Source organism: Streptomyces formicae, from assembly GCF_002556545.1.
GTDB lineage: Bacteria > Actinomycetota > Actinomycetes > Streptomycetales > Streptomycetaceae > Streptomyces > Streptomyces formicae_A.
Window position 1 is genome coordinate 7463583 of the sequence record NZ_CP022685.1, and the last position, 23083, is coordinate 7486665.

The 23083-nt window shown below is 70.2% G+C and carries 19 protein-coding genes; 7 read left to right on the forward strand and 12 right to left on the reverse strand.

Features of this window, described 5'->3' with window-relative positions:
- The first annotated feature begins 65 nt into the window (after positions 1 to 65).
- Positions 66 to 785, forward strand: a complete 720-nt coding sequence (locus KY5_RS32445; RefSeq protein ID WP_098247607.1) for a GntR family transcriptional regulator — start codon at positions 66 to 68, stop codon at positions 783 to 785.
- A gap of 318 nt (positions 786 to 1103) precedes the next feature.
- On the opposite strand, the gene KY5_RS32450 is transcribed toward KY5_RS32445, so the two are convergent.
- Complete coding sequence (locus KY5_RS32450) at positions 1104 to 1889, reverse strand: hypothetical protein (protein ID WP_098247608.1); 786 nt, start codon at positions 1887 to 1889, stop codon at positions 1104 to 1106.
- A 208-nt stretch (positions 1890 to 2097) separates the two neighbouring features.
- The gene (locus tag KY5_RS32455) at positions 2098 to 3813 is read right to left on the reverse strand and encodes a PucR family transcriptional regulator (RefSeq protein WP_098245547.1); all 1716 of its coding nucleotides are present in this window, start codon (positions 3811 to 3813) and stop codon (positions 2098 to 2100) included.
- A gap of 348 nt (positions 3814 to 4161) precedes the next feature.
- On the opposite strand from KY5_RS32455, the gene KY5_RS32465 reads away from it, so the two are divergent.
- The 5 genes from KY5_RS32465 (at position 4162) to KY5_RS32485 (ending at position 10954) form a co-directional block, all read left to right on the forward strand.
- Complete coding sequence (locus KY5_RS32465) at positions 4162 to 5052, forward strand: FAD binding domain-containing protein (RefSeq protein ID WP_098245549.1); 891 nt, start codon at positions 4162 to 4164, stop codon at positions 5050 to 5052.
- Entirely contained in the window at positions 5052 to 5636 is a 585-nt protein-coding gene (locus KY5_RS32470; RefSeq protein WP_098245550.1) for a (2Fe-2S)-binding protein, read from the forward strand. Before KY5_RS32465 ends, KY5_RS32470 begins: the two co-directional genes overlap by 1 nt.
- 4 nt (positions 5637 to 5640) lie before the next feature.
- Positions 5641 to 8022: a xanthine dehydrogenase family protein molybdopterin-binding subunit gene (locus KY5_RS32475; RefSeq protein WP_098245551.1), complete on the forward strand. Its 2382-nt coding sequence runs from the start codon at positions 5641 to 5643 to the stop codon at positions 8020 to 8022.
- Positions 8023 to 8254: 232 nt separating this feature from the next.
- On the forward strand, positions 8255 to 9709 hold the full coding sequence (locus KY5_RS32480) for an NCS2 family permease (protein WP_098245552.1): 1455 nt from the start codon (positions 8255 to 8257) through the stop codon (positions 9707 to 9709).
- Between the two features lie 45 nt (positions 9710 to 9754).
- Positions 9755 to 10954: an XdhC family protein gene (locus tag KY5_RS32485; RefSeq protein ID WP_098245553.1), complete on the forward strand. Its 1200-nt coding sequence runs from the start codon at positions 9755 to 9757 to the stop codon at positions 10952 to 10954.
- 228 nt (positions 10955 to 11182) lie between these two features.
- Here KY5_RS32485 and KY5_RS32490 read toward each other — a convergent pair whose 3' ends face one another.
- Positions 11183 to 11617 (reverse strand): SRPBCC family protein, encoded by a 435-nt coding sequence (locus tag KY5_RS32490; protein ID WP_098245554.1) that lies wholly within the window; start codon positions 11615 to 11617, stop codon positions 11183 to 11185.
- A 105-nt stretch (positions 11618 to 11722) separates the two neighbouring features.
- On the opposite strand from KY5_RS32490, the gene KY5_RS32495 reads away from it, so the two are divergent.
- Positions 11723 to 12952, forward strand: coding sequence for a cytochrome P450 (locus KY5_RS32495; RefSeq protein WP_418952834.1), 1230 nt, complete (start codon positions 11723 to 11725; stop codon positions 12950 to 12952).
- A gap of 21 nt (positions 12953 to 12973) precedes the next feature.
- Here KY5_RS32495 and KY5_RS32500 read toward each other — a convergent pair whose 3' ends face one another.
- The 9 genes from KY5_RS32500 to KY5_RS32540 form a co-directional block, all read right to left on the reverse strand.
- On the reverse strand, positions 12974 to 13783 hold the full coding sequence (locus tag KY5_RS32500) for a polysaccharide deacetylase family protein (protein WP_234362963.1): 810 nt from the start codon (positions 13781 to 13783) through the stop codon (positions 12974 to 12976).
- A gap of 137 nt (positions 13784 to 13920) precedes the next feature.
- Positions 13921 to 14472 carry a hypothetical protein gene (locus KY5_RS32505; protein WP_159072642.1) on the reverse strand — a complete coding sequence of 184 codons (552 nt, stop codon included), beginning with the start codon at positions 14470 to 14472 and terminating at the stop codon, positions 13921 to 13923.
- A 39-nt stretch (positions 14473 to 14511) separates the two neighbouring features.
- Positions 14512 to 14940: a hypothetical protein gene (locus tag KY5_RS32510; protein WP_098245556.1), complete on the reverse strand. Its 429-nt coding sequence runs from the start codon at positions 14938 to 14940 to the stop codon at positions 14512 to 14514.
- Positions 14941 to 14968: 28 nt separating this feature from the next.
- Complete coding sequence (locus tag KY5_RS32515) at positions 14969 to 15778, reverse strand: hypothetical protein (protein WP_098245557.1); 810 nt, start codon at positions 15776 to 15778, stop codon at positions 14969 to 14971.
- Between the two features lie 58 nt (positions 15779 to 15836).
- Positions 15837 to 16433: a hypothetical protein gene (locus KY5_RS32520; RefSeq protein ID WP_159072643.1), complete on the reverse strand. Its 597-nt coding sequence runs from the start codon at positions 16431 to 16433 to the stop codon at positions 15837 to 15839.
- Positions 16434 to 16485: 52 nt separating this feature from the next.
- Entirely contained in the window at positions 16486 to 17943 is a 1458-nt protein-coding gene (locus tag KY5_RS32525; RefSeq protein ID WP_098245559.1) for a hypothetical protein, read from the reverse strand.
- A 129-nt stretch (positions 17944 to 18072) separates the two neighbouring features.
- Complete coding sequence (locus KY5_RS32530; protein WP_159072644.1) at positions 18073 to 19599, reverse strand: pyridoxal phosphate-dependent decarboxylase family protein; 1527 nt, start codon at positions 19597 to 19599, stop codon at positions 18073 to 18075.
- Between the two features lie 744 nt (positions 19600 to 20343).
- Positions 20344 to 21312 (reverse strand): hypothetical protein, encoded by a 969-nt coding sequence (locus tag KY5_RS32535; RefSeq protein WP_098245561.1) that lies wholly within the window; start codon positions 21310 to 21312, stop codon positions 20344 to 20346.
- Complete coding sequence (locus tag KY5_RS32540) at positions 21309 to 23078, reverse strand: CotH kinase family protein (RefSeq protein WP_098245562.1); 1770 nt, start codon at positions 23076 to 23078, stop codon at positions 21309 to 21311. Before KY5_RS32540 ends, KY5_RS32535 begins: the two co-directional genes overlap by 4 nt.
- Between the last annotated feature and the right edge of the window lie 5 nt (positions 23079 to 23083).

The window sequence follows — 23083 nt, forward strand, 5'->3', positions numbered from 1 at the left end:
GAGGCGGCCCTGAGGAGGACCGAGTGGAGCAGGCCAGGGCGCGCGGGACGGGCGTTCCCGCCGAGATGCCCCGTGTCCGGGTGCCGGAGCAGGCGGACGGGGTCAGGGCGGGGGCCAGGGGCGAGCACACGCACGGGGAACCGGCCGTGCCGCGTACGCCGCTGCGGCGCACCTCGGTACGGGGGCAGATCCTCGACGCCCTGCGGGCCGCCCTCGTCGGCGGCGAGCTCACTCCCGGCGAGGTCTACTCGGCGCCGGTGCTCGGCGAGCGCTTCGGCGTCTCCGCGACGCCCGTCCGCGAGGCGATGCAGCAGCTCGCCACCGAGGGGGCCGTGGAGGTCGTGCCCAACAGGGGCTTCCGGGTCACCGAGCGCAGCGCGCACGAACTCCGTGAGCTGGCGGAGGTCCGGGCGCTGATCGAGGTGCCGGTCATGCTGCGCCTGGCGCGTACGGTGCCCGCCGCGCGCTGGGCCGAGCTCAGGCCGTTCGCGGAGGCGACCGCGCTCGCGGCGGCGGGCGGCGATCTCGCGCGCTACGCCGAGGCGGATCGTGCCTTCCACGGCGCGGTGCTCTCCCTGTCGGGCAACCGGCAGTTGGTGCAGGTCGCCGACGATCTGCATCGGCGCTCGCAGTGGCCGCTGGTCAGTGGCCCCGTGTCGGGGCGCAGGGCGGACCTCGTCGCTGACGCGGCGGAGCACATGGCTCTGCTGGAAGCGTTGATCGCCCAGGACCTGGGGGTGGTCTCCTCGTTGGTGGGGGAGCACTTCGCTGGGGCAGGGGGGTAGGTCCCTGGTCCGCGGGCCGGTTGTGGCTCACCTGTCCCGCCGCTTCGCGGCGGATCACTCCCACCCGCCCACCCGTTTACTCGGCGACGTAGGGCGGGTGAGCGGGGTTGATCGGGGGCGGGGTGGGGTGCGTCGCCGTGTGTCTGCGGTCCGGTGGTGGCTGGCCCTGTCCCACCGCTTCGCGGCGGATCACTCCCACCCGCCCACCCGTTCACTCGGCGACGCAGGGCGGGCGAGCGGGGTTGGTCGGCACCGGGGGGGCTTGGTGGGCTGTGGTGTGACCCTCCGCGCGGCCCGGCAGGCCCGCCCCGTCCCGCCCTACACCGCGGGCGCCGGTGGCGCCGGCGGCGTCAGATGTTGGGCCAGCCACGCGGGGACGCCGCCCAGGAGGCGGAAGAGGCGGGTGGCCTCGGCTCGGAGGCGGGTTGCTTCCGGTTCCGGCTCGGCGTCGGCCAGTGCGGCCAGCGCGGGGGCGGTGCCGACCAGGTAGCCCAGTTCCTCGCGGATGCGGAGGGACTCCGTGAAGCCGTGTCGCGCCTCGGCCAACTCCCCGTCGCGCAGGGCGAGTCCGGCGAGATGGCGCCAGGTGAAGGAGAGCAGGAGCGGGTCGGAGTGCGCCGTGGCGCCCGCGTGTGCCCTGCGGTAGGCCGCCTTCGCGGCCTGCGGCGAGTCCGCGATGTGCTCCGCGATCAGACCGCGCCGGAAGTCGAGCAACGGCCGCCCGGGGGCGTTGGGGGCGAGCAGCGCGGCCGCCCTGCCGAGCGCCGTACGGGCCTCGTCGGCCCGGTCGCGTACGCCCAACACCGTTGCCGCGTACGCCAGTTGCCCTCGCTCGCAGGCCGCGGCACCCCGGTCGTCGTCATCGTCGGCGAGCGCCTCCGCGGTCCGCAGGCCGTCCTCGGCCTCGCCCCAGCCTTCGCCGGTGAACAGGCAGCGCTCGACGAGCAGCGCCGTGCGCTGGAGTGCCGGCGCGGCCCCCGCCCGCGAGGCGAGCAGCGCCGCAGCGTCGGTCCAGCAGCCGCGCGAGCGCAGCCGCCATACCGCGGTCTGGAGTGGATCGTCCCCTGCAGTCGTTCCGGTACCAGACATGGCGGTATGCGCCACGTTGCCCTCCCCGAGCACACCATTGAGCTGTTGAGTCGTGGGCGAATCTCAGCATGGAAGGCGGGCTCGGGCCAAGGGGCTGGGTGAAAGAATTCACAAAGGGCGGGCAAGGAAACGGGTTTGGGCGCCGATCATGAAGGCCGGGGGCGGCGCCCCGCGCGCGGGCCCGCTCCCGGCCTCCGTACGGCCCATCGGCCGCCCCACCTGCTCAACTCATGCGCAGCGCGAGGAAGAAGTCCAGCTTGTCCTCGAGCCGCGAGAGGTCACGACTCGTCAACTGCTCGATACGGCCCACCCGGTAGCGCAGCGTGTTGACGTGCAGGTGCAGCCGGGCCGCGCAGCGCGTCCAGGAGCCGTCGCAGTCCAGGAACGCCTCCAGGGTGGGGATCAGCTCCGCGCGGTGGCGCTGGTCGTACTCGCGCAGCGGGTCGAGGAGCCGCGCGGTGAAGGCCCGGCGGACGTCGTCGGGCACGAAGGGCAGCAGCAGGACGTGCGAGGCCAGCTCCTGGTGCCCGGCCGCGCAGACCCGCCCCGGGCGTGCCGCGGCGACCCGGCGGGCGTGCCGCGCCTCCTCCAGGGCGCCGCGCAGGCCCTCCGCCGAGTGCACGGACGCGCTGACGCCCAGCGTGAGGCGGCCGTCGTCGGCGAGACCAGGAGTGAGCGGATCGCGCACCGCCGCGAGGAGGGAGTCCGCGAGCAGGCCCGTCTCCGAGCCGTCGTGCTCGCTGGAGACCGCGGGCAGCGGTACGAGGGCGATCGCCTCGTCGCCGGTGTGCGCGACCGCGATCCGGTCGGACGGCTCGGGGCCCGCGGCGATGGGGCCGCCCCTGTTCGAGTCGGTTCGTGAACGCGGGGAAGGGTCGACGAGGATCTCCTCCAGGAGCGACTGGGCGACGGGACCGCCGTCGATCTCCCCGCCCTCCCACTCCACGCGGGCCACGACGACCTGCCAGTGCGGGGCCGCGCCGAGACCCGGCAGGAGCACCGGGGCGGCGACGCGCAGCCGGGCGGCGATCTCGGCGGGCGCGGCGCCCGTCTGCACCAGTTCCAGGACCTCCTGGGCGAGCCTGCGCCGCACCGTGCGGGCCGCGTCGCGGCGGTCCCGCTCGACCGCGATCAGCTGGGTCACGCCCTGCAACAGGTCGAGGCGCTCCTCGGGCCAGTCGCCCGCGTCCGCCTCGACGGCGAGCAGCCAGTCCGAGAGGAGCGTCTCGCGCACGTCGCGTGAGGCACCGGCCGCTCCCCGGCCACTGGTCCGAATGGGGAACAGCGAGTACGTCACCCCGGCCACCGCCACCCGGTGCGGCCCGCGCCGCCCGGTGCGGGTGGCGGCCAGGTGCTCCCCGGCCAGGCGCGCGCAGACGTCCGCGGGCAGCGCCGCGCCGCCCGCGGTGGACCCCGCGATGGCCCGCCCCGCGGGCGAGAGCACCCAGGCCCGCAGGTCCAGGTCGGTGCCGAGCAGGTCGAGGACGACGTCGGGGCCGCCGCCCGCCGGGCCCGAGGTCATCAGGCGGCGGTGCCGGTCGACCACGGCGGCCAGGTCGCCCGCGCGCTCGCCGGAGACCTGACGTACGACGTGCTCGGTGATGGTCGCGAAGGCGACCCGTTCGTTGACCGCGAAGAGCGGCAGGCGGTGCCTGGCGCAGGACTCGACGATGTCGTCGGGAATGGCCCCGAGCTCGGCCTCGCCCGCGGCCAGGGCCGCCACCCCGGCGCTCGCGAGGAGACGGACGAAGGGTTCGGTGTCCGAGGCGTCGCGGCGCCAGGCCAGGCCGGTGAGCACCAGCTCGCCGCCCGCCAGATAGCGGCTGGGGTCCCGCAGGTCCGTGGTCATCACACCGCGCACGGTGCGGTCCAGCTCGTCCTCGCCGCCGAGCAGCCGCAGGCCCAGCGCGTCGGTGTCAAGGAGTGCGCGCAGCCGCATGGGGTCGTCGCCGCCGATCTGTCTCGAATGGTGTGTACAAACATGTGCGCTCTGTAGCGCGGGGGCCCTGTGCCGCGGCGCGGCTCCGGTTTCCGGGGGGAATCCGCGAGGTTACTGGGACCCGTTCTTCATACGAATCTACAAGACGCGCGGCTTGGCCAGCCAACTCCTTCATGGTTTCGGTGACTGACCCCATCGGACGAGCGAGCGGTGTACTTGCCCCACTCCGCGTTAACAGCACATGAACCAGCAGTCGAGGGACCAACGGCCCGAGTGGCCGGAACGGAATCCCCTGATCCCGTTGGATCCCCCGAAGCGAACGACCCTCGATACGAAGAAGAGAGCCTCATGGACTTCCTTCGCCCCGCCAGCTGGGAGGAGGCGCTCGCCGCCAAGGCCGAGCACCCCACGGCTGTGCCGATTGCGGGTGGCACCGACGTCATGGTCGAGATCAACTTCGACCACCGTCGTCCCGAGTACCTGCTCGACCTCAACCGCGTCGTCGAGCTGCGCGAGTGGCAGGTGGGCGAGGAAACGGTCCAGCTGGGCGCCTCCGTCCCGTACACCCAGATCATGGAGGAGCTGCGTACGGAGCTCCCCGGTCTCGCGCTCGCCTCGCACACGGTCGCGTCGCCGCAGATCCGCAACCGAGGCGGCGTCGGCGGCAACCTCGGCACGGCGTCCCCGGCCGGTGACGCCCACCCGGCGCTGCTCGCCGCCGACTGCGAGGTCGAGGTGGAGTCCGTGCGGGGATCCCGCCTCATCCCGATCGACGACTTCTACACCGGCGTGAAGCGCAACGCCCTCGCCGCGGACGAGCTGATCAAGTCCGTGCACATCAAGAAGGCGGACGGACCGCAGCAGTACTCGAAGGTCGGCACCCGCAACGCGATGGTGATCGCGGTCTGCGCCTTCGGCATCGCGCTGCACCCCGAGACCCGGACCGTGCGGACCGGCATCGGCTCCGCGGCCCCTACCCCCATCCGGGCGAAGGCGGCCGAGGAATTCCTGAACGCGGCGCTCGAAGAGGGCGGCTTCTGGGAGAGCAAGAAGATCATTACCCCCTCGATCGCCAAGCAGTTCGCGGCACTCGCCTCCGGTGCCGCCAACCCGATCGACGACGTGCGCGGCACGGCGAGCTACCGCCGCCACGCCGTCGGGATCATGGCCCGCCGCACGCTCGGCTGGACCTGGGAGTCGTACCGCGGCAAGGGCCGCAGCACTGAGGGAGTCGCATAATGCGCGTGAACTTCACGGTCAACGGCCGTCAGCAGGAAGCGGACGACGTGTGGGAGGGCGAGTCCCTTCTGTACGTGCTGCGTGAGCGCATGGGCCTGCCGGGCTCCAAGAACGCCTGCGAGCAGGGCGAGTGCGGCTCCTGCACCGTCCGGCTCGACGGGGTGCCGGTGTGTTCGTGTCTGGTGGCCGCCGGACAGGTCGAGGGTCGCGACGTCGTGACCGTCGAGGGCCTGGCCGACTACGCCAAGCAGCGTGCGGAGCACGGTGGTTGCGCGTCCGGCGCCTGCGGCACCTCGCTCCAGGACGCTCAGCAGTGGGCGGCCAAGGGAACGGACTCGCAGACGGGCGAGGGCGGCGAGCTCTCCCCGATCCAGCAGGCGTTCATCGACGCGGGCGCCGTCCAGTGCGGCTTCTGCACCCCCGGCCTGCTCGTCGCGGCCGACGAGATGCTGGAGCGCACCCCGCAGCCGTCCGACGCGGACATCCGCGAGGCGCTCTCCGGCAACCTCTGCCGCTGCACCGGTTACGAGAAGATCCTGGACGCGGTCCGCCTCGCGGCCGCGCGCCAGTCCGAGGGGGTCTGACGCCATGGGAACCACGGGTACACCCACCAAGATCACGCAGGGTTCCACGACCAAGGGCGGCATCGGCGAGTCGACGCTGCGCCCCGACGGCACCCTGAAGGTCACCGGCGAGTTCGCGTACTCCTCGGACATGTGGCACGAGGACATGCTGTGGGGCCAGACGCTGCGCTCCACCGTCGCGCACGCCGAGATCGTCTCCATCGACACCTCCGAGGCCCTGGCCATGGACGGCGTCTACGCGATCCTGACCTACGACGACCTCCCCGCCGCGATGAAGAACTACGGCCTGGAGATCCAGGACACCCCGGTCCTCGCGCACAAGAAGGTCCGCCACCACGGCGAGCCGGTGGCCATCGTGGCCGCCGACCACCCGGAGACCGCGCGCCGCGCCGCCGCCAAGATCCACATCGAGTACAAGGAGCTGCCCCTCATCACCGATGAGGCATCGGCGACCGCTCCCGACGCCGTACTCGTGCACGAGGGCCGCGACGACCACCACATCGGCCACGTCCCGCACCCGAACATCGTGCACCGCCAGCCCATCGTCCGCGGCAACGCCGAAGAGGCCGCCAAGAAGGCCGACTTCGTCGTCAAGGGCGAGTACACCTTCGGCATGCAGGACCAGGCCTTCCTCGGCCCGGAGTCCGGCCTCGCGGTGCCCTCCGAGGACGGCGGCGTCGAGCTGTACGTCGCCACCCAGTGGCTGCACTCGGACCTCGGCCAGATCGCCCCCGTCCTCGGCCTGCCCGAGGAGAAGGTGCGCATGACGCTCTCCGGCGTCGGCGGCGCGTTCGGCGGCCGCGAGGACATCTCGATGCAGATCCACGCCTGCCTCCTGGCGCTGCGCACCGGCAAGCCGGTCAAGATCGTCTACAACCGGTTCGAGTCCTTCTTCGGCCACGTCCACCGCCACCCGGCGAAGCTCTACTACGAGCACGGCGCCACCAAGGACGGCAAGCTCACGCACATGAAGTGCAAGATCGTCCTGGACGGCGGCGCCTACGCGTCGGCCTCCCCGGCGGTCGTGGGCAACGCCTCGTCCCTCTCGGTCGGCCCCTACGTGATCGACGACGTCGACATCGAGGCGATCGCCCTCTACACCAACAACCCCCCGTGCGGCGCGATGCGCGGCTTCGGCGCCGTCCAGGCCTGCTTCGCCTACGAGGCGCAGATGGACAAGCTCGCCGACGAGGTGGGCATGGACCGGGTCGAGTTCCGCCAGCTCAACGCCATGGAGCAGGGCACGCTCCTGCCGACGGGACAGCCGGTCGACTCGCCCGCCCCGGTCGCCGAGATCCTGCGCCGCGTCAAGGCCCGCCCGCTGCCGCCCGAGCGCCAGTGGGAGTCCAGCGAGGGCGCCGACGTGCGCCAGCTGCCGGGCGGCCTGTCCAACACCACGCACGGCGAAGGCGTCGTCCGCGGGGTGGGCTACGCGGTCGGCATCAAGAACGTCGGCTTCTCCGAGGGCTTCGACGACTACTCCACCGCCAAGGTGCGCATGGAGGTCATCAACGGCGAGCCGGTCGCGACCGTGCACACCGCGATGGCCGAGGTCGGCCAGGGCGGCGTCACCGTCCACGCGCAGATCGCGCGGACCGAGCTGGGCGTCACGCAGGTGACGATCCACCCCGCCGACACCCAGGTGGGCAGCGCGGGTTCGACGTCCGCGTCCCGTCAGACGTACGTCACCGGCGGCGCGGTCAAGAACTCCTGCGAGCTCGTGCGCGAGAAGGTCCTGGAGATCGGCCGCCGCAAGTTCGGCTCGTACCACCCCGCCTGGGCCACCGCCGAGCTGCTCCTCGAAGGCGGCAAGGTCGTCACCGACGGCGGCGAGGTCCTCCGCGACCTGGTCGACGTCCTCGAAGGCGAGACCGTCGAGATCGAGGCCGAGTGGCGCCACCGCCCCACCGTGGCCTTCGACCTGGTCACCGGGCAGGGCAACGGCCACGTCCAGTACTCCTTCGCCGCGCACCGCGCGGTCGTGGAGGTCGACACCGAGCTGGGCCTGGTCAAGGTCATCGAACTGGCCTGCGCCCAGGACGTCGGCAAGGCGCTCAACCCGCTGTCCGTGATCGGGCAGATCCAGGGCGGCACCACCCAGGGCCTGGGCGTCGCGGTCATGGAGGAGATCATCGTCGACCCGAAGACCGCCAAGGTCAGGAACCCGTCGTTCACGGACTACCTGATCCCCACCATCCTCGACACCCCGACCATCCCGGTCGACGTGCTCGAACTCGCCGACGAGCACGCGCCCTACGGGCTCCGTGGCATCGGCGAGGCCCCGACCCTGTCGTCCACCCCTGCGGTCCTCGCGGCCATCAGGAACGCGACGGGCCTGGAGCTCAACAAGACGCCGGTACGCCCTGAGCACCTCACCGGCACGTGATCCCTCGCTGAGGGACCGGTCCTCCGCTCGGGGACCGGCGCAAGGTTCTCCGAGCGGTGTGTGCCTCCCAGGAACGTCACACTTCCGTCGCCCACACCGCTCGGAGCTCAACTCCCCTTCTCCTTGAGGGAGATGTCGTTCGTCTCGGGCCGTCCCCCGGGTCGTGCAGCCAACGCACCATCCCAAATCCCGCAGTCAGCGGGTGCCCCTGTGAACCTTGGGAGTAGGCACCATGACCCAGTCTGTGGAGCCGAAGACCACCGCAGAGGACGCGGGCCCCGGCTCGCGCGTCCCCGCCGGAAGGTCTTGGCTCGATCGGTACTTCCACATATCCGGGCGAGGATCCACGGTCGCGCGTGAGATACGCGGCGGCGTCACCACCTTCATGGCGATGGCGTACATCCTCCTGCTCAACCCCCTGATCCTGTCCGGCAAGGACGTGGCAGGGGACACCATGGCCACCAAGGCCGTGATCACCGCGACGGCGTTCGCCGCGGCGCTCACCACGCTCCTCATGGGCTTCGTCGGCAAGGTGCCGCTGGCCCTGGCCGCCGGACTCTCCGTGTCCGGCGTGATCTCCTCGCAGGTCGCACCCGAGATGACCTGGCCGCAGGCCATGGGCATGTGTGTGATGTACGGCGTGGTGATCATGCTCCTGGTGATCACCGGTCTGCGCGAGATGATCATGAACGCGATCCCGCTCGCCCTCAAGCACGGCATCACCATGGGCATCGGGCTCTTCATCGCCATCATCGGCCTGGTCAAGGGCGGCTTCGTCCACCAGGGCAAGGCCACCCCGCTCACGCTCGGCCCCGCGGGAGAGCTCCAGGGCTGGCCCGTTCTGATCTTCGCGGGCACCCTGCTCCTGATCTTCATGCTCCAGGCGCGTGACATCCCCGGCGCGATCCTGATCGGCATCATCACCGGCACCATCGTCGCCGTCGTCCTCAACGCCCTGGACGTCGTCGACCCCAAGCAGTGGGCCAACGGCACGCCGGAACTGCACGGCAGCGCCGTTTCGTCCCCCGACTTCTCGCTCTTCGGCGACGTCGAGTTCGGCGGCTGGGGCGAGGTCGGCGCGATGACCGTCGGCATGATCGTCTTCACCCTCGTGCTCGCCGGGTTCTTCGACGCGATGGCCACCATCATCGGCGTCGGCACCGAGGCCAACCTCGCCGACGACAAGGGCCGCATGCCGGGCCTGTCCAAGGCGCTGTTCATCGACGGCGCGGGCGGTGCCATCGGCGGCGTCGCGGGCGGCTCGGGACAGACCGTCTTCGTCGAGTCCGCGACCGGCGTCGGCGAAGGCGCCCGTACCGGCCTCGCCTCGGTCGTCACCGGACTGTTCTTCGCGGCCTGCCTCTTCTTCACGCCGCTCACCGCGATCGTCCCGCAGGAGGTCGCGTCCGCCGCGCTCGTCGTCATCGGAGCGATGATGATGATGAACGCACGGCACGTCGACTGGGCCGACCGCGCCACCGCCATCCCGGTCTTCCTGACCGTGGTGCTCATGCCCTTCACGTACACCATCACCACCGGTGTCGCGGCGGGCGTCGTCTCCTGGGTCGCCATCAAGATCGCGCAGGGCAAGGCGCGCGAGATCGGCGCCTTCATGTGGGGCCTGACGGTGATCTTCATCGTCTACTTCGCCCTCAACCCCATCGAAGGATGGCTGGGCGTCCACTGAGGCGCTGAGCCCTCCGCCCATCCCGAGACTTAGCAGGAGGCCGACATGCTGGACATCGCCGACGAGCTGAACCGGTGGGTCGGGCAGGGACGTGACTTCGCCGTCGCCACCGTGGTGGCCGTCGGCGGGAGCGCGCCCCGGCAACCGGGTGCCGCGCTCGCCGTCGACAGCGAGGGCACGGCGATCGGCTCGGTCTCCGGCGGATGTGTGGAGGGCGCCGTCTACGAGCTGTGCCGACAGGCACTCGAAGACGGCGAGACCGTCCTCGAACGCTTCGGCTACAGCGACGAGGACGCCTTCGCCGTGGGTCTGACCTGCGGCGGAATCATCGACATCCTGGTCACCCCGGTCCGCGCGGACTCGGCGACCAGAACCGTGTTCGCGGCCGCTCTCGCCGCCGCCTCCTCGGGGGAGGCCGCGGCGATCGCCCGCGTCACGTCCGGGCCCGCGGAACTCGTGGGCCGCGCCCTTCTCGTACGCGCCTCCGGAGAGTCCTCGCAGGAGTCCTCGCTGGAGTCCACGGGAGAGTCCTCGGGGGAGTACGAGGGAGGGCTCGGCGGGCACCCCGAGCTGGACCGCACGGCGGCGGGGGAGGCCCGCGCCATGCTGGACGCGGGACAGACCGGCGTCGTCGAGATCGGCGCGGACGGCTCGCGCTGCGGTCAGCCGCTCTCGCTGCTCGTCGAGTCGAGCGTGCCGCCGCCGCGGATGATCGTGTTCGGTGCGATCGACTTCGCGTCGGCGTTGGTGCGGATCGGGAAGTTCCTCGGGTATCACGTCACGGTCTGCGACGCCAGGACCGTCTTCGCCACCGCCGTCCGCTTCCCCGACGCCGACGAGATCGTCGTGGACTGGCCGCACCGGTACCTGGAGCGGACGGAGACCGACGGCCGCACGGTGCTGTGCGTGCTGACGCACGACGCCAAGTTCGACGTGCCGTTGTTGCGGCACGCGCTGCGGCTGCCCGTCGCCTACGTCGGCGCGATGGGGTCGCGTCGTACGCACGAGGACCGCAACGCGCGGCTGCGGGACGTGGGCGTCACCGAGCTGGAGCTCGCGCGGCTGCGGTCGCCCATCGGGCTCGATCTCGGCGCGCGGACCCCTGAGGAGACGGCGCTGTCCATCGCCTCGGAGATCGTCGCGAATCGGCGGGGCGGGAGTGGGGTTTCGCTTACCGGGGCGCACACGCCCATCCATCCGGATGGAGCGCGGAGGGCTTCGGGGCGGATTGGGTCTGTGGCCTGAGGGGGCTCGTTGCCGGGTGCGGGTGTGTTGTGGCTGGGCGCGCCGTTCCCCGCGCCCCTTGCGGAGTTCCCCGCGCTCCCTGCGGGGGCGGGCGTTGCCCGAGCGGAGTTCGTTGCCGGGTGCGGGTTCGTTGTGGCTGGGCGCGCCGTTCCCCGCGCCCCTTTGCGGAGTTCCCCGCGCTCCCTTTGCGCCGTTCCCCGCGCCCCTTCGCGCCGTTCCCCGCGCCCCTTAGCCCGTCGTCAGGTGGGTCACCGCTCTGGTGAACATGCGCGTCGCGATCGCGGCCAGGGCGCCGTCGAACAGGGCTGGTAGCGCGCGTACCCGTAGGTCCTCGCGCCAGATCACCCTGGAACCCGTGTCGTACGGGTAGACCTCGATCTCCGCCCAGCCCGTCACGAACGTGCCCCGCTTCTCCAGGCGGCAGCGGCCCGGGGCGGTGCCCAGGGGTGGGTGCCACGCGACGATCTCCATCACGTCGTCGAAGCCGAGGGGGCCGAGCCCGCTGCGGGCGGTGAAGAGCGTGCCGACGCGCGTGGGTCCCGGCGTGCGGACGCGCACCCGGGTCAGCGGGACCGCGTCGGCGTGCCGCTCCCACGCGGTCAGCCGGGAGAAGGTCTCGGCCGGGGGCAGGGGCACGTCCCTGGTGAACTGGAAGTGAGCCACGCCCCCGAGCCTGCCAGGTCCACGCCCCGATGCGCTCTTCCGCCCCGCCGGGGCCTCCGCCACGATGGGCGGGCAGGGTCGTACGAACGGCGCCCGGAGGACCTCGTGGACCGTCAACAGCAGGACAGCCGTGACGCGTTGATGCGCGATCCCTACCCGCTCTACGCCCGCGCCCGCGCCGCCACCGGACTCACCTTCGTCCCCGAGTTCGACGCCTGGCTGGTGGCCCGCGACGCCGATGTCAGGGAGGTCCTGCGCCGCCCCGACGACTTCTCGTCCGCCCAGGTGCTGCGCGGCGACGTGCGCCCGTCGGCCGAGGCGTTCGCCGTCCTCGGCGAGGGCTTCGGCGGCCGCCGCGACGCGGTGAGCGCGGACGGCGCCGAGCATCGGAGGCTGCGCGCGCCTCTGATCCGAGGGCTCTCGGCGGCGCGGGTCGCGCAGGTGGTGCCGTACGCGAGGGAGCGGGCCGAGGAGCTCGTCGACTCCTTCGTGGGGGAGGGGCGCGTCGAACTGATGGAGGCGTACGCCCGGCGGCTGCCCGGCGACGTCGTGGGGCGTCTCGCCGGGCTCGACCCCGCCGACGTACCGCAGGTCGTGCACGGCGGGCACCAGGCCGAGCGGCTGCTCTTCCCGCCGATGGACGAGGCCGGTCAAGTGGCCACCTCCCAGGACATCGTGACGATGCAACAGATCCTGGACGGCTATGTGTGCGACCGCAGGGCGGCCCCGCGCGAGGACCTGTGCACGGAGCTCGTCGCCGCACTCGCGCCAGGACCCGCCGACGAGCCCCTCACCCTCGAACAGCGCCACGAACTCGTCGCGCAGCTGCAGAACTTCCTGATCGCGGGGCACCTCACCACCACGGCCCTGATCGGCACCACGGTGCTCCACCTGCTGCGCCACCCGGACCAGTGGGAGCGGCTCACGGCGGAGCCCGCTCGGATCCCCGCGGTGATCGAGGAGGCGGCGCGCTACGACGCGCCCCTGCAAGCCTTCCGCCGCGTCACCACCCGGGACGTGGCCCTGGCGGGCACCGAACTGCCCGAGGGCAGCGAGGTGTTGGTGGCCTTCGGGGCGGCCGGACGGGACGCCGCCCTGCATCCGAGTCCCGACGTCTTCGACATCGAGCGGCGGCAGGGCGCCCGCCACCTCGCCTTCGGCCTCGGCGCACACGCCTGCGTGGGCGCCCAGCTCGCCCGCGAGCAGCTCGGGATCACCCTGGAGCTGCTGACCCGGCGCCTGCCTGGTCTCCGGCTCGCCGACGACCGCCCGGCCGTCACGATGCGGCCGACCCTGATCCACCGGGCTCCCGAGGCGCTGCACCTCACGTGGTGACGCGCGCCCCGGGGGCGGCACCTAGCGGTAGATCTTGCCCGGCTCGGCCTTGCCCGGCGCGAGCAGCTGCGGCACGGTCACGAAGACGAAGCCGCGCTTCTTCAGCCCGTCGATGACACCGGGCACGGCGGGGACGGTGCCCTTGTAGATGTCGTGCAGCAGGATGATGCCGTCCCGCTTGGTCTGGTCGAGGACGCGCTTCTCGATCAGCTTGGAGTCATTGGTCGTGTAGTCCTTGGCGGTCACCGACCACAGGATCTCCGCGAGACCGAGCTCCTTGGAGAGCTTGTTGATGTCGTCGTTGGTACGGCCCTGCGGCGGGCGCATCAGCGTCGGCTTCTTGCCGATGAGCTTCTCGATCGCCTCGTTGGGGCGCTCGAGCTCCTTGCGCGCCTCCTTGGCGTCGATCTTCGTGAGGATCTTGTGCGACCAGGTGTGGCTCGCGACCTCGTGCCCCTCGGCGTCCATCTGCTTCACGAGCTCGGGGTACTTCTCTATGTGGTTCTTGCCGAGCGTGAAGAAGGTGGCGGGCACCTTCTTCTCCTTGAGGATCTTCAGCAGCCTCGGCGTGTTCTCGCTGGGCCCCGCGTCGAAGGTCAGCGCCACGCACTTGGCCTTGCGGCAGTCGACCGTGCCGAACGTGCCCTGGTCCGCGGCCTTCGCGTCCGCCGCGTCCTTGCGGACCGTGGCGGGGGACGTGGTGTCGAGCTTGGTGCACCCGGTCATCGCGAGGGCGAGGGCGGCCCCCGCGGCGAGGGCGGACGCGGTGCGACGCAACCTCTTCGCCGATCGGGTGGTCTTGTGGGGGGAGATCATGTTCACGGCAGACATGCGAGCACTATACATGTGGGGTATACACCTCATTCATAGTGCCCCTTGTGCTCCCCGCACCGGGTCCCACCTGCGGAAAAGGAGCGGCCCGGTTTCCCGTGCCGCTCCTCGTTCCGCGTCCGCTCAGCCCGCCGGGATCAGGTCGGGATGACCCTGATCGAGGGGTGGATCGACGTGTTCAGGTAGAGCTTCTCCTTCTTGCCCTCCTGCTCCAGCTCCAGCACGAGCCGGTACCGGTACAGGCCGGGCTTCGCGGTGCTCATCACCGTGCCCGCCCAGTAGTAGTAGACCGGTGTGTACTTGTCCCGCATGCGGTCGGGCATCCCGTAGATCTTCAGCTCGTTGAAGATCCTGCGCTCCGCCACGTCCTCCTCGTCACCCAGCTCGGTGTCGAGGAAGACGATGTTGTTGATCTTCGGCATGGGGGGCCAGGTGCCGTCCAGGCGCTTCTCCATGTCGATCGGGCGCACGATCCAGTTGATGACCTGCCCCTGCTTGCACACCGTTTCGAGGGAGGGCGTGCCCTGGCCCTTGCCGCCGATGCTGTTGTCCATCATGTACATCGCGTCGCTCAGCGAGCCCGTGTCCGTCGCCCGCTCCATGTTGATGAGCGTCACGATGTTGAGCTGGACCGAGTTCAGCTGGCCGGGATTCTGCTTCTCCACGCCACTGCGCGTAGTGGTGCTCACCGTGCCTCCTTCGCGTACGCCGCCATGACTGCCTGGCCCCTAGCCGACGAGGGACGACGACAGGGTGGTGCTGATCGGCTGGTCCCTCGTGCCCAGCTTGAACTTGAGCTGGTACGTGATCGGCCCGGCGTCGGCCTTCTTCACCGTGCCGATCCAGTACGCGACGTCGGTGCCGGGGTACACCTTCCGCTCCGGCTCGCACACCTCGCGGTCGATCACGATGTCCTCGATGGCGACGTACGCCTCACACTCCAGGGCGAGGCAGTTCCACAGGATCTGGTCCCCGCGCCCGGCCTTGGTCTGGAGCTCCTCGCTGCCGAACCCGGTGGAGCCGCCCGCCTTGTTCGTGTCGTACATGTACAGGTGGCCCCGGAGATTGCCGGCCGCCAGGGCGCCCACGCAGTCCACGACGGCGGTGATGGAGATCGGCCGCTTCGCGACGGTCTCCCGCCTCGGCTTGGTGGTCATCTGTTCCTCCTCGTCCGGTGGGGGATGCTCAGCCGCGCTGGGCGGGCGGGGTGGTCGGGATCGGCAGCTGGCCGATGCCCGCCTTGGTGAAGGCGTTGCGCCGCGGCTCCGAGGTGATCTTCAGGGCCGAGGAGCAGGTCAGGTTCACCGGATCCCACCGGAGCTCGCCGTTCGTCTGCGCGAGCCGGTGCAGCTGGATGCGCATCGTGTACGAGTACGTCCCGGGCCGGGAGGTGTCGACCGATGCCGACCAGTACCAGCCGTCGGTGACCATGTCGGGGGAGCCGTACTCGGCCGGGTACATGATCTTCGCGTCCACGGCCTCGCCGTAGATGTCGGTGATCACGGGGGCGGGGTAGCTGGCCGCGGCCGTGGCGTCCTCGGTGACGACCTGGCCCGTGATGTCCACGACCTTCTGCCCGGACATCCGGCCGCGGGTGCGCCGGGTGGTCTTGACCCGGGTGCCCACGGTCTTGCGGATGCGGTTGAGCTCGGCCGCCGCGTCGGCGCTCGGCACCGTGGACTTGGCGGCCAGGTCCTGGAGTTCGGCGAGCGCCTGCTCGTCGCTCTGCCGGGCCCGCTCGACCTCGTAGCCGCGCGGCACGGTGGGCGGGATGGAACCCAGGCTGTACGGCAGCCAGTTGAGCACCTGCTCACTGGCCTGCGAACCGTCCCGCCAGTACGACCCGTGGATCGCGGTCACGAGCCCGTCGGTGCCCTGGTTCTCGGAGCCGTGCAGCTTCATGTTGTCGAACAGGTAGGTGTTGCCGTCGAGGGTGTTGGACGTGAGCGCGTTGCCGACGTCCACGAGCACGATGATCGCCAACTGTTGGGGCATGATTCCGCCTTCGTCGTCGTTCCCGGCTTTGCCGTCGTCGCCGTTGTCGGGCCGGCCGCTACTGACACATCAACGCGGGGGAGTCGACGTGCATGATGCTGTCGACGCCGTCGTACATCTGGAGTTCCAGGCGGTACGTGTACGGCACGCCCCGTGCCATCCAGGACGGCACCACGCCGGTCCACACGTCGAGGTCGAGCTTGGCGCTCGCCGGGTCGCCGCCCTCCTGGTCGTGGGCGGTCGAGCCGCGGTCGGATGCGACGTGGCCGGTGGCTCCTCCTGGGGCGTACGTGCTCTGGCCGTATGCGGTCTGGCCGGACTGGCCGGGCTGCCCGTACGCACCGGGCTGTCCCTGCTGCCCCTGCTGCTGTCCTTGCAGGCCGCTCTGGTCGCGCTGGCCTTGCTGCCCGTTCGCCGGGACGAACGAGATGTTCTTGATCTCCACCGGTGTCTGCAGGTCCACGGCGAGCGCGGTCCACGAGACGGTCTGGCCGGGCCTGACGACGGTCACGAGGTTCGGCGTCCCCTGATGGGAGCTGTTGCCGGAGCCGTCGTCCATCATGCAGAGATTGCCGTCCTGCAGCGACTTGGTGGACAGCGCCCCGATGACGTCCACGACGGCGATGATGTTCACTTGTGACTTGGTTCCACTCACGGTCATTCCACTCCTGTCCTCGCACCTGGTGGTTGCGCGCGGTGCCCCGCGCCTAGCCGCGGTCCCGCACCAGCGGGACCTTCCCGACAGCCGTCCGCTCGATCTCCGCGGAGAGCCTGGGCACGAACTTGAGCTGGAAGGTGTAGCCGGTCCGCTCGATCGACGCGGCGTTCGCCTCGCCGTGGTTGAACAGGGACAGGGCGCGCGGCAGGGCGTTCACGAACAGCTGTTGCGCGCCGTAGGGACCGAGCACGGCGTCCGAACGGTAGGTCAGGCCGAGCACGTCGTCCACCGCGGCGAAGAGCGTGATCGTCTTGCCCTCGCGGAAGTTGACGAACTGCACGTCGTGCGCCACCTCGGCCAGGTCGACGACGTCGGCCGCCTTCAGCTCGTCGCACACCGCGGTGTAGGCGCGCGCCGCCGAGTACTGGCTGTCGTTGATGTGCAGCACGTCGCCGGTGCGGCCCGCGAACTCGAACTGCTGGGTCTTCAGACCGGGTCCCTCCGTACGCGGCCTGCGGATCATCCGGTCGCCCAGCTTGAGCCGGAGCAGCGGTGCCTCGTGCGCGTGCAGCCGGGTGACGACGAGTTCGCCCTCCTCGCCCTCGGGGACGGGCCGCCCCTCCTCGTCGACGATCTCGATGTAGTGCAGGCCCGGCACCGACGACAGATAGGGCGACGCGGCGTCGAGCTGGAGTCCGATCGTCTCCGCCTGGGTGGCGGCGAAGTAGCTGAGGATCGCCAGGTTCGGGTAGAGCGCCTGGAGTTCGACCCGCTTGCGGTGGGGCAGCACGCCGCTGCCGTACAGGGCGACGCGGAAGCTCTCCCGGTACTCCTGGCGCATGCCCGCGCCGAGCTCGGCGAGGATCGCGATGCCCGCGGAGATGCCCATCAGTGCCTTGGGGCCCCGGTAGGAGAACATGTGCTCGAGGACGGGTGCGGTGACGGGCCCCGCGCCGACGTAGTTCACGCCGGGCACCTGTTGCAGCACGCCGCCGACCATGGTGCCGCTGCTCCACATCTGGTAGTCGGCCAGCGTGGTGAACAGCCATTTGGGGTCGGTGCCCGCGAGGTGCCCGGCCAGCTGATAGGCGCCCATGAAACGGCCGGCGATCTCATAGGTGTCGCGCAACTCCCGCAGGGCGTAGACGACTTCGAGCGGTCGCCCGCCGCTGGTGCCACCGCTGGCCACGACCTCGAAGTCGCCGCGGGTGAGGGGGACCACCAGACCGGGCCGGGTGTCCATGAAGAAGTCCCGCTGGACGTCCTTGTCCGAGAGCGGGACGCGCTGCCACTCCTCGTACGTCGTGGGGGCGCTGGTGACGCCCGCGCCGCGCAGTCGCTCGCGCCAGAGCGGGTTGAGCATCGCGGTGTTGACCATCTGCTGGAGACGGCGCTGTACGAGGGCGTCCTGGACCTCGTGCGGGATCTCGCTGTAGAGCGTCTGGCAGACCCGCTCGCATTCGCGCATCTTGCTCGCGAAGGAGGGAAGTACGGTGACGGCTTCCACCGATTCCGGGTGCAACTCCCAGTCCGGTATGAGCCAGTTGGCAAGTTCTCTCGCACCGCCGGGAGCCGGTGCGGCCTGTGGAACGCGCGTTGCCTGTGGAGCGTGAGATGTACTCAACATCCGTCCCCTCTACGCTTTTGCTGTTCCCTCTTCGCTGTTGAGCAGGTCCTGCCCGGTTCTCCGGATTTCGGTGAGCAGCATCCGGAAGTGTTCGCCGGTGATCTGATGGTTCATCATGACCACGCGCAGTGCAGCCACGCCGTCGACATCCACCTTCGAGATGAAGAAATTCCCCTCGAGTTTGATGCGATTTCGGATGGCGACCTGAAGGCGGTGCACTTCTTTTCTGTCGAGCCCCGCCGGGTGGTAACGGAAGCACAGGATATTGGCCTCCGGGCGGTGCAGGGTCTGGAAGTCGGGGTCGGCCCGCAGGACGTCATGGGCCTCTTGCGTCAGTCGGCAGAGATACTCGATCTTCTCCGCGAACAGCGCCCTTCCATAGAGCGCCCACAGGGCCCAGAGCGTCATGATCATAGGGCGCTTGGTGCACTCGAAGTTCTTGCCTCCGCTGTCGAAGGCGGTGTAGATGTCCTGCTCCTCCTCGAACACATAGCTGGCCTTCTGCCGGAATGCCGCGAGGCTCGATTCCTTGTTCCGGTAGAAGAGCATCGTGCAGGGTGCGGGGACGAACATCATCTTGTGCGCGTCCCACGTCAGCGAGTCCGCCTTCTCGATGCCCCGGAGCTTGCCGCGGAGCGCGTCGGAGACCAGCAGGCTCGCGCCGTGGGCGCCGTCGACGTGCAGCCACAGGCCCCTCTCGCGGGCGATGTCCGCGAGCTCGTCGATCGGGTCGAACGCGCCCACCGGCGTGCTGCCCGCGGAGACGACGAGGCAGAACACCCTCAGGTTCTGCCGCTCGGCCGCGGCCAGGGTCGCGCGCACCTCGCTCACGTCGATCTGCTGGCGCCGGTTGAGCGGCAGGCGGACGAGCTGTGCGTCGCCGATGCCCATGACGCCGGCCGCCCGCGCGATGCTGTAGTGCACGTCGGCGCCCACCGCGATCGCCGGCCTCGGCTGGCCGCGCAGCGCCGAACCCCCCTCCGACCAGTAGCCGGGCAGCTTCTCGTTGCGTGCGGCGAGCAGCGCGGTGAGGTTGGCGAGCGAGCCTCCGGAGGTGGTCACCATGGTGAAGCGCTCCGGGTCCCAGCCGATGAACCGGTTGAGCTCGGTGGCCATGATGCGCTCGACGGCGTTGGGCAGCTGGCCCGCCTCGTAGAACGAGGCCGGTTGGCTGATCATGGAACTCACGAAGTCCATGACGCCCGCGACCGGCACGGGGGCGGAGAACTGCCGCCCCATGTATCCGGGCGACTGCACCTGGATCCCCGTCCTGATGTACAGGTCGATGATCCCCGCCAGCCTCTCCTCGTCGAAGGCGGCGACGCTCTCGTGGTCCGTCGTCATCAAGGCCCTCGCGGCCTCGGTCAACTTCGCGGGATCGATCAGCTCCAGGCCCCTGATGGAGATGTCCGACAGGTGCTTCTCGAGCTTGGAGAGAGCGGTTTCTGAGTTCTCCCGGAACAACTGCGGATCGAATGCCTCGAGCAATAAGCCGCTCTGTTCGGATCCGGGATCACTCGACCGAGATTCCGTCACTAGGGTCCCCCCCTTGGAAATCCCCCGTAGTAGTCCGACATGGATGTGTGGCCCGACGTGGGTGTGCGGGGCTTACGGCACCCGGGTGTTGGTGCGGAGTTCGTCCTGCGTTCCTCTTCGCGGAGATCGTCGACCAAAGGCTCACGGTCCGGCTGGTCGAACCGGACCGCAATGACCTTTCCGGCAGCCCGCGTTCGGCGGAGGCCGCACGGCATTCCCCCTCGAACCCCTTGCGCAGCGTATCTCCCCCGGCACGGTCTGTGCCCCCACAGCGACAACCGTAGGCGCTGCCGATTCAACGAGAAATCGAAACTCAAGGGACTGTCCGAAAAAAGGCGCGGACCATCTGATGGTTCGTCAATCAACAGCAGTCCCAGGTGTAACCACAGATATACGAGGTTCCAGACGGCCTCCATCGTTTTCGGACACCGTGCCTCCGGCATGTGCACGGCGAAAAGGCGAACGGGCAGGGCAGCGAACGGGCGTGGCCGCACGCAACCCGTTTCCTGCCATTGTCACGATCGAATCGGAGGGTTCCTGACCGGCCTCTTACCGCCTCACCTACCGGCCGGTTGATTCCCCCTGCGCGGCGGCGATCCGGCCAGCGCGCGTGCCGCGACCCGGCACGGTCATCGAACGCCGAGGTGTCCGCACGGAACGGGCCGGTGACGAGCGGCATCGCGCCCGTCACCGGCCCTTCGGTCCACCGGCCTACCGGTCCACCTGCCGTTCAGTGAGGGGTCGTCAGCCCCCGGAGGGGATCAGGAACACGTGGATCGACTGGTCCTTCGCGCGGTAGTGGTCGTTCGCCCGGCCCTTCTTCGCCCGGTCCGACACCACCACGACGTGGTCCCGCGAGATCCAGGACACGCCCTCCGCCGTGCCGTAGACGGTGCGGCCCTTGTCGTCCGTCGGCAACGCGTAGACCGTCCCCTCGTCCACCTGCCACTTCCTGGGCGACAGGCGACCCACCCACAGCGCCGACGACGCCTGCGAGAGCACGGCGATCCTGCCGTCGCGCACCGAGACGCTGCTGTAGTCCTCGAAGGGCAGGGAAGCGGGCAGCCGGATGGTGTCCGTGCGGTCCCACTGCTCGGCGCCGCGCCGGAAGACCTGGATGCGGCCGCCGCCCGGCTTGCGTCCCTCCTTGCCGCCCGTACAGCGGTTGCCCTCGCAGAGCCCGAGCAGGTACCCGGTGCCGTCCCGCTCCACCCACTCCAGGCCCTCCAGGCCCTTGTTGGCGTCGGACAGCGCGAAGTCGAGCGTCGCGGAGCCGCGCGGGCGCAGCCGGGCGTCGTACTCGTGGACCCGGGCGCGGAACCCCTCGGGTGCGACGGGGACGGCCTCGCTCAGCGCGAAGTGGCGCTCGCCCGACGGGTCGTACGCCAGATCCTCGTACCCCTCGACCTCGGCCGCTGCCTCCTTCTGGCTGTCCTTCTTCCCCTTCTTCTTCGTGGCCTTGCCTCGCTCGGTGCCGAGCGCGCCGTTCTCCGGGGCCTTGGGCGACAGTTCGCCGCCGATCCGCAGGAAGAAGGGCAGGTTGTCGCAGACGACGAGGAAGACGCCGTCGCGGTAGAGCACGCCGCTGGCCTCCAGGCGGTCGCCCGCGGCGTCGCCGATCAGGTCCTTGATCTTCGCCTCCTTCAGGAGGCGCAGCTCGGCCGACACCTTGGCCGACCCGGCCTTCGTCTTCTGCTTCTTGGCCGTGGTCATGACGGCAGCACCTCCAGGACGCCGGGGAAGACGGCGCCGCTCGCGCCGTTGGGATAGGTCTTGCGCAGCTCGGCGAGCTGCTGCCGCGCGCTGTCGTAGCGCATCCGCGTGTAGTGGAAGATCCCGTACGTGAACTGCGAGACCCGGCTCAGCTCCCACTGCCGGTACGCGGCCCTGTACACCTCGTCGTTGGTGAACTGCCGCCCGGTGAAGGGCTTTCCGTGCGGGCTGTCGGACTCCGCGTACGCCGCGTCCGAGATGAGCTGCCACAGGCCGTCGGTGCGGCCCGAGCCCTCCGCGCCGATCAGCTCGGCCACCCGCTCGGGGCCGAACTCGGTGTCGAGCAGGAACTCCAGGTGGTCCAGGTAGTACTGGCAGAAGTCGTGGTGCCGCAGCAGGTTGGTGAAGAGCGGCAGGTGCGACGTCTCGTGCGGGGCGTGCGTGATCCGGCAGTAGTTGCGGCTCATCGCGGGCCAGTCGAGCAGGTCCGTGTACTGCCACTGGGTGGCGAAGAAGTCGATGCCCGAGCTGTTGTCGTAGTCCCAGGGGACGAAGGTGAAGTACGGGCGGTCGACGAAGCCCGAAGGGTCCCCGAGCCGCCCCGAGTTGTAGAGGTAGTAGTTCGCCGGGGTGGCGAAGTAGTTGTCCCAGCTGCCGAGCAGCACGTTGGCCCCGGCCCAGCGCAGGAACGCCCGGACGTTCATGACGCCCTCGACCGAGGACCGGAAGGCGTCGGAGGCGAACCGGCTCTCGCCGCCCGGCAGGCCGACCCCGTTGACGGCCCTGACGAGCACGGCCAGGTCGTCGTAGGTGTTGGCGGTCGGGTCGTCCTCGTTCGTCTTGAGGCGGTAGGTGCGGTCGTCCTCCAGGCTGCCGGTGGTGAAGTACTGGCGGCCGCCGTCCGAGCCGTCCGTGCCGGCGCGGTGTTCCAGGGTCGCCGCGCCGACGTCGCCGTAGTACGCCTTGTAGAGGTTGCCCTCCGCGTTCTTGCCGAACTGGTCCTTGAGGAACTTCTTGTCGACCTGCTCGATCACCGAGAACAGGCCCATGTAGCGGTCGTTGAGGGAGAGCGTCGCGTACGTGTGCTGCGCCGCCGGGATCCCGGCCCGCTCCAGGAGCCGCCAGGCCACGGCCTCCCGCATCTGCGACGGGTCGTTGTACATCGCCTTGAGGTTGATCCGCTCCATGCCGTGCAGCCGGTCCTCGCCGGTCCCGATCTCCAGGTCGATCTTCCACGACCGCTTGGGCGCGTGGGCGGTCATGTTGCCGCTGTTGACGAGTGAGAACGCCGACGTCGACAGGAGTTCCGCGTCCGGGTCCTCGCTCCTGGCGATCGTCAGCCGGGCCCCGGGCGGCGCCACGATCACCTCGTCGGCGGTCAGCAGGCCGGGCGGCCACCCGGTGACCCCGACCCGGTACAGGCCGTGGGCGAAGAACTCCTTCTTGTCCTGCGCGGCGTCGAGGTACGCCTGGACGAGCTGCCCGATCCCGGTGGGCCGCCCCTGCGCGTCCTGGAGCACGAGCTTGCCCTCGGCGCCCGCCACGTCGCCCTGCTCGGCGAGCAACAGGTCGAACAGCACACCGAACTCGGCCTTCGTGCGCAGCGCGGCGTCGCCGGGTCCCGCCGCCGCGTTGGCCCGCTCGGCGAGGCTCCGCCCTGTGCCGCGCGGCAGCCCGGAGACCACCACGGCCTGATTCTTGAACCTGTCCCGGAACGTTCCCTTGTCCATGGTCCTGTCCATGGGCTTGTCCGTGGTCCTGTCCATGCGGC